This window comes from Alicyclobacillus tolerans (assembly GCF_900142255.1).
GTDB lineage: Bacteria > Bacillota > Bacilli > Alicyclobacillales > Alicyclobacillaceae > Alicyclobacillus_I > Alicyclobacillus_I tolerans.
On the sequence record NZ_FRAF01000002.1, the window covers coordinates 109,026 to 121,199 of the forward strand.

General features: G+C 44.4%; 8 protein-coding genes. 7 read left to right on the top strand and 1 reads right to left on the bottom strand.

Annotation, left to right across the window (positions count from 1 at the left end; translation table 11 throughout):
- The first annotated feature begins 21 nt into the window (after positions 1-21).
- Positions 22-1,554: a histidine ammonia-lyase gene (gene hutH, locus BUA75_RS01770; RefSeq protein ID WP_072872862.1), complete on the top strand. Its 1,533-nt coding sequence runs from the start codon at positions 22-24 to the stop codon at positions 1,552-1,554.
- On the opposite strand, the gene BUA75_RS01775 is transcribed toward hutH, so the two are convergent.
- Entirely contained in the window at positions 1,551-3,044 is a 1,494-nt protein-coding gene (locus tag BUA75_RS01775) for a lyase family protein (protein ID WP_072872863.1), read from the bottom strand. The genes hutH and BUA75_RS01775 overlap by 4 nt on opposite strands.
- Positions 3,045-3,280: 236 nt before the next feature.
- On the opposite strand from BUA75_RS01775, the gene BUA75_RS01780 reads away from it, so the two are divergent.
- From BUA75_RS01780 to BUA75_RS01805, 6 genes are all read left to right on the top strand, one after another.
- Positions 3,281-3,886 (top strand): TetR/AcrR family transcriptional regulator, encoded by a 606-nt coding sequence (locus tag BUA75_RS01780; protein WP_072872864.1) that lies wholly within the window; start codon positions 3,281-3,283, stop codon positions 3,884-3,886.
- Between the two features lie 170 nt (positions 3,887-4,056).
- Positions 4,057-7,239, top strand: a complete 3,183-nt coding sequence (locus BUA75_RS01785; protein WP_072872865.1) for a bifunctional cytochrome P450/NADPH--P450 reductase — start codon at positions 4,057-4,059, stop codon at positions 7,237-7,239.
- Positions 7,240-7,530: 291 nt separating this feature from the next.
- Positions 7,531-8,397 (top strand): inositol monophosphatase family protein, encoded by an 867-nt coding sequence (locus BUA75_RS01790; protein ID WP_242650226.1) that lies wholly within the window; start codon positions 7,531-7,533, stop codon positions 8,395-8,397.
- A gap of 46 nt (positions 8,398-8,443) precedes the next feature.
- Positions 8,444-9,964, top strand: coding sequence for a nicotinate phosphoribosyltransferase (locus tag BUA75_RS01795; RefSeq protein WP_255567366.1), 1,521 nt, complete (start codon positions 8,444-8,446; stop codon positions 9,962-9,964).
- 65 nt (positions 9,965-10,029) lie between these two features.
- Positions 10,030-10,980, top strand: coding sequence for a 4-hydroxy-3-methylbut-2-enyl diphosphate reductase (locus tag BUA75_RS01800; RefSeq protein ID WP_072872867.1), 951 nt, complete (start codon positions 10,030-10,032; stop codon positions 10,978-10,980).
- Positions 10,981-11,007: 27 nt separating this feature from the next.
- Positions 11,008-11,922 (top strand): proline dehydrogenase family protein, encoded by a 915-nt coding sequence (locus BUA75_RS01805; RefSeq protein ID WP_072872868.1) that lies wholly within the window; start codon positions 11,008-11,010, stop codon positions 11,920-11,922.
- The last annotated feature ends 252 nt before the right edge of the window (positions 11,923-12,174 follow it).

The following is a 12,174-nucleotide window of genomic DNA, read 5'->3' on the forward strand; positions in this document are numbered from 1 at the left end:
ATAGAAAGGGGACAAATAGAAATGGAACAGCAGAAAGTATACTGGTTGAACGGAACAGACATGACTTTGGAAGAATTAGAACGGATCGTCCAAGGGGTTTGGCAAGTTGGTGTATCACCTGAGGTTTGGGCAAAGGTAGAAGCAAGTAGACAACATATTGAACGCTGTATTGCTGAAAAACAGGTGGTTTATGGGGTGACAACCGGTTTTGGCAAGTTGGCAGATGTGCCTATTCAGCAAGAAGATGTGGCTAGATTACAAGTCAATTTAATCCGTTCCCATGCTATGGGTGTCGGTGACTCCTTTCCTGTGGATGTGGTAAGGGCCTTACTCGTATTACGGACGAACGCACTGGTTAAAGGTTTTTCTGGTATTCGCAGGGAGACATTGCAACTGCTCGTCGATTGTATCAACCGTCGTGTACATCCTGTTATTCCTAGTCAGGGTTCCTTGGGCGCCTCAGGAGATTTGGCGCCGTTGGCGCATATGGCGCTTGTGTTGATGGGCGAAGGTCAAGCTGAATATCAGGGAGTGGTGATGGACGGAGCGGCTGCTCTGCAAAAAGCGGGTTTACAACCAGTACAATTGACAGCCAAAGAAGGGCTGGCTCTGATTAACGGAACACAAGCGATGACAGCAGTTGGTGCGTTGGCAACATTGGAAGCTAGACGCCTGGGTTTAGCCGCAGATGCTGCACTAGCTTTGACCATGGAGGCTCTTGGTGGCATTACAGATGCTTTCTTGCCAGAACTGCACTCTACACGCCCCTATCCTGAGCAGGCTGAAGTGGCTCAAAGGATTCTGGGTTTATTGAGTGGCAGCAGACTCACCACTCATCAGGGAGAGGTGCGCGTGCAAGATGCGTATTCCTTGCGTTGCGCACCCCAGGTTCATGGCGCGAGTTGGCAGGCTGTTCATTATGTTGAAGACAAACTTGCCATTGAAATGAACGCAGTAACCGACAATCCCATAGTTTTACCGGATGGGCGAATTCTTTCTGGCGGTCATTTCCATGGGCAGCCTATGGCACTTGCTTTTGACTTTTTAAAATTAGCCGTAGCGGAATGGGCAAATATTTCTGAAAGACGTACTGAACGACTGGTTAATCCTCAACTTAGCAATCTTCCAGCTTTTTTGGCGGGTGAGGCAGGTTTGGAATCGGGATTCATGATCATTCAGTATGTTGCGGCAGCTCTTGTATCAGAAAACAAAGTATTGGCTCATCCAGCTTCTGTTGATTCCATTCCGTCTTCTGCCAATCAGGAAGACCATGTTTCCATGGGGACCATTGCGGCTCGTCAAGTAAGACAAATGGTGCACAACAGTGCCCGTGTCGTGGCGATAGAGCTTATTGCTGCGACACGCGCTCTGCTGATGAACAGGTGTCAAGAACAGATGGCACCTGCTACGTTACGTATTCTCGAATTTGTAACCGAGCATGTTCCATTTCGGCTGGCAGACAGTTCATACAGCGCCGAAATTGAAAAGTTGGCCGAAGTTCTGCTTTCTACACCTATTCCAATGGCCCATTCGTCATTCCAGGAAGGAATTTAATCTCCATTCTCTGGCCAATTTGTATTTGCTTGATGAACGTTTGGCTCAGGCGTGGTTGGGTGGTTTGACTCCACGTCTGAGCGAGATTTAGGTAAATAACGAGAAACGGGCACTGCCAGTCTGTCAATATCAAGTGCTGATTGCAGCAGATGGCTATCCAAGCCGAGCTGTTGCCCTGCCTCCAGTAAGCTGCAATTATTTATCAGTGCCTGATGAACAACTGCTGCTGCACGTTCGTAGCCAATAGCGACGTTTAATGCAGTAGCTAGAGACAGACTGGATTCAGCATAATGACGTGAAACATCCGTATGGAGAATCAGCCCTGCCACTCCTTGCTCTGCAAATTGTTTGACGGCATTGGCTAAAATAGTCATGGCATGCAGAGCGTTTGCTGCCATGACTGGCATCATGACGTTAAGTTCCAGTTGTCCGGCCGATCCGGCCAGAGCAATGGTCGATTGACAACCTTGCACCTGGAAGACTACCATGTTCATCATTTCTGCCATAACTGGGTTGACTTTGCCGGGCATAATTGAGGAACCAGGTTGTACGGCAGGAAATTCAATTTCTGCCAATCCAGTGCGTGGTCCAGAAGCTAGCAGACGTAAATCGTTGGCAATACGACCAATGGCCTCTGCCGTCCTTTGCAAGATGTTCCCGTAATATACAACTTCATCAGGATTTTGATTAAAGGTGAAGGGATTAACCGGGAGGCAGAGAGGAAGCTGTGTTCTTTCTGCCAGATAAGTTATGGCTTGTTCTGCAAAACCTGGAGGAGTATTGATACCCGTTCCTACAGCGTTTCCACCTAAGCCAAGTACCGCCAGTGCGCTACTAGCCTCATTTAACCATACACGATGGCGTCGAATGTTTTCGGCGTATGCCAAGAAACTGTCAGCTATACGCATAGGTACTGCATCCTGGAGATGTGTGCGCCCAGCTTTGACTGCAGAACCTGCCTGATGGGCAACTTTAGCTAGAGTGGTTTCCAAAATAGCCAGAGACGGATCGACCAAACGTTGATGTGTCAAAAGCATGGATAAATTCATAGCGGCGTGAATGGTATCGTTGGTTGACTGAGATTTGTTGACATGGTCGTTAGGATGGACGGCTAAAGGTTCTTCACGTGTGCCGCGGAGAATTTCTGAAGCGCGTGTAGCAATCACTTCATTGACATTCATGTTTTGTGAAGTACCTGCGCCTGCTTGATAGATGTCAACTTGAAACCATTGATTCCACTGGCCTGCAATGACTTCATCAGCAGCTTGACAGATGGCTGCTGCCAGTTCTGGTGACAGGGCGTGAAGATGAGCATGAGCTTTGGCCGCGGCCCATTTGATGAGTGCTTGCGCTTCTACAAAAATAGGCGGCAAACGGAGTCCACTAATAGGGAAATTGCGCAAAGCCCGCGCAGTTTGAGCTCCATAATAGGCATCAGCGGGAATTTCCATTTGACCGAGCGAATCATGAACGGTTCTTCTTTCTTTCATTTCATACCCTCCAGAGCCACGAACCAGGGATAAAAAGACAAGTGAAATTTTGGAATATTATTTATTTTAGTCTATCCGCCTTAGACCAGTTCTATGTGAAGTCGAATCAGTTTCAGATTAGAATGGAAATGTTGTGAATCATGGTTGTCTATTATCATTATTTACATCATGCCCAATTGGCATTGATCGGCAATCGTCTTGCAGGTGAGATTTCGATACGGTGAGGGATAATTGATATGGAAAATGACGCCGATATCCATTATGTGCAGCCGAAAACAGCACGTGGACAACGACGGGTTCAAAAAATTCTCAATGCTGCTGCTGATCTGATTGTTGAAGAGGGGTTAGATACCTTAACAACCAATGCTGTAGCCAAACGGGCTCAAACCTCTATAGGCTCAGTTTATCAATTTTTTCCAAACAAAGAAAGCATATTGTTGGCATTAGCTGATCAATACCGTATGGATTTAAATCATATTCTCGATGAATCTTTGGAAAGGACACTCCATTCCTGCAATTTTTCTGAGCAGTTAGACAATCTCATTGAAAAAATTGTTTTATACGAAGTTCATCATTTAGCGCTTGGTGTTATTTTTCAACCTTACAAGGGAATGGCGACAGATTTATTGTTTAACGAAGTTATGTCGAGATTGGTTAGACTATTGACGTTATGGGCACCCCATATGTCGAGGGAAGAGAGTCATTTGCATGCGGATATTTGTTTGCGGGTCATGGTAGCCTTACTGCCGGTTACACATGATAAATCGGAAATTCGGATGGATGGAGTACGGGAGTTAAAAAATATTCTTAAAAATTATCTCATGCCTCTTTTAAAGAATTGATTTGGATAGTCTCGATGGATTCATCTAAATTTTAATTTTGATTCACTGAGTGGTCAGCAGCTTCTTGCAAATATGAGCTTATATTCATATAATAAAAATATGAGTAATTGCTCATGTTTAGATTGGGAACGTCATTCTATGCCGATTTAACAGTGAAAAGAGGTTCCATCATGGAAAAACTTTCAACCTTTCCTCAACCTAAGAAATTTGGGCTGCTTGGAAATTTGCCTCTGATTGATAAAGACTCTCCCAGTTCTTCTTTTGATCATTTGGTGGACGAGTGGGGTCCTAATATAAGGCTTGAACTTCCAGGCCGATCATTCATTGTTACGAGTGACCCAGAAATTGTAAAAGAAGTTTGCGATGAGACTCGGTTTGATAAAAATATTGGCCATTTACTCCATGTGCGATCTTTCGCAGGTGATGGCCTGTTTACGGCTTGGACTGAGGAGATCAATTGGCAAAAAGCACATCGCATACTTTTGCCAGCATTTAGTCAACCGGCCATGAAAGCTTATCACTCCAAAATGGTGGACATCGCGTTGCAATTGGTACAGAAATGGTCACGGTTGAATACGGATGAAAGTATTCGTGTACCGGAAGATATGACCAGATTAACGCTTGATACGATTGGCTTGTGTGGTTTCAATTATCGATTTAACAGCTTTTATCGAGAAACACCCATTCCCTTTATATTGAGCATGGTTCGGGCATTAGACGAGGCCATGCATAAAGGCAATCGGTTACCTATTCAAGATCAGTTCATGGTTCTTACCAAACGCCAGTTTGATCGCGATATCCAAACCATGTTTTCTTTAGTAGATAGATTGATATCGGATCGGAAAAATGCTGGAGATAAAGGGGAGAACGATCTACTGGCAAGAATGTTGAATGCCACTGATCCGGAAACTGGGGAATCCCTCGATGATGCGAATATTCGCTATCAGATGATTACTTTTTTGATTGCTGGACATGAAACTACCAGTGGACTTTTGTCTTTTGCTATTTATTTTTTGTTAAAGCATCCTGAAGTTCTTCAAAAGGCGTATGAAGAAGTGGATGCGGTATTTAAAAGCGAAGTTCCAACTTATCAAGAGGTACTGCAACTGAAATATATTCGCATGATTTTAAATGAGGCATTGCGCCTTTATCCAACAGCTCCAGGGTTTGCGCTTTATGCAAAAGAGGATACTGTGGTTGGTGGCAAATACAAGATACAAAAAGGTGAGGTCGTTTTCGTTCATATCCCCAAACTTCATCGCGATAAAAAGGCATGGGGGGAAGATGCGGAAGAATTTCGTCCAGAACGATTTGCGGATTTAAACCAAGTGCCTAATCATGCCTATAAACCGTTTGGTAATGGTCAACGAGCATGTATTGGCATGCAATTTGCGCTTCATGAAGCAAGCTTAGTGCTTGGCATGATTTTGCAAAAATTTCAACTGATAGATCATATGAATTATCAACTCAAAATCAAGCAAACATTGACCCTCAAGCCAGACGATTTAACCATTCGCGTACAGCTGCGAGAGACTTCCAACTTTCTTCATATGGCAGAATCCCAATTGAATTTAGGTGTGGAAACCAAGAAACAGGAAGAGCCTCGTTCGTCCGTGCCTAAGATTTTAGGTGTCAATCAACGACCACTACTCGTGTTATATGGATCTGACATGGGAACAGCTAGTCGGATTGCCAAAGAGCTTGCAGATCTGGCCCAATTCCAGGGGATTCGCAGTGAAGTTGCTCCTGCAAACCAATATATAGGAAAATTGCCTACAGAAGGCGCATTGCTGATTATTACGTCTTCTTATAACGGCAAACCCCCCAGCAATGCCAGGGAGTTTGTTCAATGGCTGGAACAAGTAGATGAAGGACAGCTCAAGGGAGTCAACTATTCCGTACTCGGTTGTGGAGACCATAACTGGTCAAGTACGTATCAAGCGGTTCCGCGTTGGATTGACGAAAAGCTTGCCGAAAAAGGGGCTAACCGATTCTCGGCTCGCGGTGAAGCTGATGCTAGCGGTGATTTTGAAAAAGATTTGGATAACTGGAAAGCTCAAATGTTGGCGGATGCAGTGAAAACATTTAACTTACAGATTCGGGAACAGGAGGAGAAGGATCAAGGCACTTTAAACATCCAGTTTGTCAGTGGATTTGCAAAAACGCCACTGGCTGAATCTTATCAAGCGTTTCATGGAGTGGTCCGTGACAACCGCGAACTCCAACATGTCGGTAGCGGAAGAAGTACGAGACATATCGAGATCGAACTGCCTGCAGATGTTTCTTATCAAGAAGGCGATCACCTAGGCATTTTTGCTTGCAATCGTAGAGAAAACGTAAAACGAGTCATAAAACGTTTTCACTTGACGGAGAGCGATCAATTAATTTTAAGGGCGAGTGGCTCCGGTGCCTCTCATTTGCCGTTAAATCAGCCAGTTGCTTTGGTCGATCTTCTTCAGAACAGTGTTGAACTTCAAGAAGCGGCGACACGCGCTCAAATCCGTGAAATTGCCTCTTATACGCTATGTCCACCGCATAAACGAGAGTTGGAGAATCTGTTGGAGAAGGGTATTTATGAAGAACAGATTCTCAAAAAACGAGTTACTATGCTCGATTTGCTTGAAAAATATGAGGCTTGTGAAATTCCTTTTGAACGATTTTTAGAACTTTTACCGGCACTCAAACCACGATATTATTCAATATCCAGTTCTCCGCGGATAGATCCTCATCGACTTTCCATTTCCGTGGGTGTGGTTGCAGGCCCAGCATGGAATGGTCAAGGCGAATATTATGGAGTTGCTTCTCATTATCTAGCTGAACGTCAGCCGGGAGAACATGTGGTTGCCTTTATTCGCACGCCAGAATCAGGCTTTCAACTTCCTGAAAACCCTGAGACTCCTATTCTTATGGTGGGAGCGGGGACTGGCATCGCTCCTTACCGGGGATTTTTGCAAGCTCGATCTGTTCTGCAAAAACAAGGTAAATCGTTAGGTTCGGCCCATCTTTACTTTGGATGCAGAAATGAAGCGGATTTTATTTATCGTGAGGAATGGAAAGAGTTTGAAAGGAACGGCCTTGTTAAGCTTCACATGGCATTTTCCCGTAAGGAAGGAATGCCTAAAACATATGTTCAACATTTACTGGCTCAGAACGCTCAAGAAGTGATATCCATTCTGGAAAAGGGTGGACGGCTATATGTTTGTGGAGATGGAAGGAAAATGGCACCTGAAGTAGACCAAGAGATGATTCATAGCTATCAAAAGGTGTATGGTGTTCAGGAAAAAGACGCTGAAAATTGGCTGCAGCAGCTCATGGACAGAGGTCAGTACGTCAAAGATGTATGGGCTAATTAAGTTGGATGTAGCTTATGCACAGTTGGGTTAGCTGGTGAAATCTGCAGAACTTGTAAAAATCATATGTATTTCTGCTTCGCGGGTAGCTTGAGAGATGATGTTCTCGTCGAGTCCCGCTTTTTTCTTTCATATTTAGAAGATGGCAAGGAAAAGATTTTCGTAAACAAACTTTTATCGAATCTGCGGCACAATGTGCTAGGATACAGTAGCGAGAATGAAAAGGACAGGACCTTCGAATGTGTGGATCATCATGAGAAAGGAACATGCAGGGTGCAAAATTCCTCGATTTCTTTGGATACATTACTTTCAACAGCAGCTGGGGCTGCACTGCAAGCTGGACGGATGTTCTCTGTTCGACTGGGCACCGCGCTTGAAATTAGAGAAAAAACTTCATTGTCCGATGTGGTGACAGAAGTAGATAAAGCAGCAGAAGCAGCCATTCGTGCTTGGATAGAAAAACATCATCCAAACCATCAAGTTCTGGGTGAGGAGGGAGTAGAGCCTGGTCGCGAGGCAGCAGCAAAAGCTCTCTTCGAGTTAGCAGACGAACCGCATCTTTGGCTGGTCGATCCGCTTGATGGAACCACCAATTTTGTTTCCGGTATGCCGCTTTCTGTCGTTTCCATTGCCTACGCTTCTCATGGTAAAGTACAAACAGCTTGCATTTACGATCCATATCGTCATGAGATGTTTTTGGCAGCTCGTGGGCAAGGAGTTTATTTAGCAGAAGACACTGCAGTTGAAGCATGGCTTGAGCAGCCACAGAAAGAGTTTCCTGGACGGCGTGTGACAGTATCAGCAACTACAGAATTGCGCCGCGCTGTAGTAGCGACAGGAATGCCTGTACGTATTGCGCCACGCCTTGAGCGGACAAAACGGGTAGCAGAAGTAGCTGTGGAGGCTAAAAGTTTTCGGGCTTTGGGTGCGGCTGCGCTGCATTTAGCTTATGTCGCGGTGGGTCGTATAGATGCGTTTTGGGAGTTTGATTTAAATGTGTGGGATTTGGCAGCCGGAACGTTAATGGTAGAAGAAGCTGGGGGTACCTTGATAAGCTTGGAAGCCAACCCGCACTCTTTACATACTCGCGATATTCTTGTTGCGGGGAAAAGTGCCTTGGCTGAACAAATATACAATATTATCCAAAAACCATTCGATTGACAAAATCTATCTCACATGACATGGAATGAATGAGGAGAGGTGTAAGGTGAAAGAACCTTCGTCACTCGCTGCAAGAAAAGCGACGGAGCGAATTTTGGAAATTTCTCGATTGCCTGTTTATCGAAACCGCCATACAACGCTTTTGACCGATCTCTATCAGCTTACCATGATGTATGGCCATTTTTGTGCTGGGCGACATCAGCAACGAGTTGTTTTTGATATGTTTTATCGCAGTAATCCCTGCAACAATGGATTTGTCATAGCAGCTGGACTTGAACAGGTAGTTTGGTATTTACAGCATGTGCGATTTTCTGAAGAAGATCTGGAATATTTACGTTCATTGCATTTGTTTGGTGATGATTTTATAGAAGCTTTGCGCCATTTTCACTTTACAGGAGATCTTTATGCTGTTCCGGAAGGAACCATCGTTTTTCCTAATGAACCTCTGCTTCGTTTTGAGGGACCGATTTTTGAAGTCCAACTCATTGAGTCAGCTGTACTTACATTTGTCAATCATCAAAGTTTGATAGCAACCAAAGCTCAGCGTATTGTTGATGCCGCTAAAGTCAATCCGGTTGCGCCAAACGCACCTGTGATTGAAATGGGTCTTAGACGTGCCCAAAACCTTGATGCGGCAGTTTTTGGATCGCGCGCAGCTTACATTGGCGGATGCACTTCTACAAGTAATGTTTTGGCGGGACAATCTTTTGACATTCCAGTAGCTGGAACGCAAGGACATAGTTGGATTCAGAGTTTTCCAAGTGAATTGGAAGCGTTTCGCGCCTATGCTCGTACATTTCCAGATGCTACGGTTCTTTTGGTGGATACCTACGATGTGCTCAATAGTGGAGTTCCAAACGCTATTATAGTGGGTCACGAATTGCGCAAAGAAGGCCGTTCACTGAAGGCTATTCGCATTGATAGTGGTGATTTGGCCTACCTTTCCAAACGAGCGCGGCAAATGCTCGACGCTGCTGGATTGACAGATTGCGGTATTGTAGCATCGAGCGATCTCGATGAATGGACGATTCGTGAACTCGCTTTGCAAGGTGCTCAGATTACATCTTACGGTGTTGGTACGAGTTTAATTACTTCGAATAACTGTCCAGCGCTGGGCGGCGTCTATAAATTAGTAGCGCACGAGATGAATGGAAAATTGGAACCGTGCATTAAAGTGTCTGAAAATCCAAGTAAAGTTACCAATCCCGGAAAGAAAAAAGTATTACGGTTACTAAAAGACGGGATGGCGGTTGCTGATTTAATTGCTCTGGACGATGAAGAGCTGAATCCTGAACAGCCGTTGACGCTTTTCCACCCAATTCATACTTACAAACGCAAAACTATAGTGCATTATGAGATAGAAGAATTATTGCAACCTATTGTTATCCAAGGAGAATTAGTATATACACTGCCACGATTGCCAGAAATTCGCAAACGGGTAGAGGATGGACTGTGTCGTTTTTCTTCAGAAACTTTGCGACATCTTAATCCGCACGAATATCATGTTGATCTTTCCCAGCCACTTTGGGATTTAAAGCAGCGTCTACTGCACGAATTGCGGGGTTAATGAATCTATCATGGGTTGATAAGGCTTTCAATTCGCTCATCAGCTTATCATTGGAGGTGAAGAAAATGGAAGTGATTAAAATCAGTCCTCGCGGCTATTGCTATGGCGTTGTGGATGCCATGGTACTCGCCAGACAGGCAGCAGACAATCCTTCCTTGCCAAGGCCAATTTACATTTTGGGAATGATTGTGCACAACGCACACGTCGTGGAAGCATTCTCTAAACTGGGGATTCAAACATTAGATGGTGCGAATCGTATGCAGCTTCTGGAACAAATTTCCGAAGGAACAGTGATTTTTACAGCGCATGGCGTTTCGCCAGAAGTCAAGGAACGTGCTCGAGAGCGTGGGTTGACAGTTTTAGACGCCACGTGTCCGGATGTCACCCGCACACATGATCTGATTCGTGAAAAAACTACGCAGGGCTATGAAATTCTCTATATTGGACGTAAAGGTCATCCTGAACCAGAAGGTGCAATGGGAGTTGCTCCAGGTAAAGTACATCTTATTGAAAGCGAGCAAGACATTGAACGATTGCAAGTAACCGCAAACAAATTAGTGATTACGAACCAGACAACCATGAGTCAGTGGGACACAAAAGCCTTGACTGAGGCGTTACTGCAACGATACCCACAAGCAGAAGTGCATAATGAGATTTGTCTGGCCACACAAACGAGACAGCAGGCAGTGGCAGAGCAGGCTAAAGGAGCAGATCTTTGCCTGGTGGTGGGTGATCCGCGCAGTAATAATTCCAATCGTTTAGCTCAAGTTGCTATAGAAATAGCCCATGTGCCTGCCTATCGAATTGCTGATGTCAGTGAAATTCAACTTTCATGGTTACAGGGAGCCAGGAAGGTGGCGGTTACTGCAGGTGCCTCCACTCCTACGGCAATTACTAAAGAAGTGATTGATTTTCTTGAACGGTTTGATGTTCATGTACCTGAAACGCAACAACCAGAGCACAAGGTTGGATTGGATAAAATTCTTCCAATGGTGCGTAAGGATAAAGACGCCTAAGTTTATTTTCTAGGAGGATTATTTTGAATGGAAGAATTATTGCGTGCATTTTTCCAGGCATTAGTTAAAAATCAATCTGCTAATCGATGGGCACAGCGCTATGGACATAAATTGGGTGCTCAACGGTTTGTGGCTGGAGAACAAATTACAGATGCGATTCGTGTTGTGCGGGAATTAAACATGCGCCATATGACTGCAACACTCGATCATCTAGGTGAATTTGTAGCAGACGAAAAAGAGGCGCGGAAAGCAGCTGACGATTGTCTGCAAGCGCTGGAAGCGATTCACCAACATCAGGTAAAATCCACGCTTTCCTTAAAAATGACGCAACTTGGGTTAGATATATCGCGTGAACTTTGTATGGAGAATATGAGGAAAATACTGGATAAAGCGTTGCTGTATGGTATTGTTGTTAACATAGATATGGAGGACAGCGCGCGTTGTCAAGTAACGCTGGATATTTTTGAAGAGTTATTGTCTGAGTATCCTAATGTCATGACTGTATTGCAGGCGTATCTCTACCGCAGTATGGATGATTTGCTCCGTTTGGCCAGCAAAGGTGCATCTTTACGCATTGTCAAGGGGGCATATAAGGAGCCAGAGTCTGTGGCTTACCCTGAGAAAGCGGATGTAGATGCTAATTATATAAAAATGGTGGAAGCCCATCTACTTTCACCAGGACTGACTGCGATTGCAACCCATGATGAAGCTATAATTGAACACTGTAAATCATTTATTGAACGACACCAGATTTCTAAAGATAAGTATGAATTTCAAATGCTATACGGTATTCGTGTCAATTTACAGCAGCAATTATCCGATGAAGGCCATCCATTGCGCATTTATGTTCCATACGGTGATGACTGGTATGGTTATTTCATGCGGCGTCTGGCGGAACGGCCGGCCAACGTCGGTTTTGTCTTAAAAGGTATGTTTCGTTAATTCGTTCTGTGTAGTTAAAAAATTGGGATTCCCAAAACTTTCTTGATAATTGAATGCACTCAAACATTTGATTTATCTGATAAATTCGCATAGAATTATCACCAAGTCCTATTCGGTTGTTTCACTAAGCGGAACAAGCAAGCGCTTGGCAAACAACCACTACGAAGGCGGGTGATAGCCAGATTAATATAGGTTCAAAAGCTATGAATGTTAGCAAAATATGAACGCTTGTCAAAAGGGTATGTGAGAAAG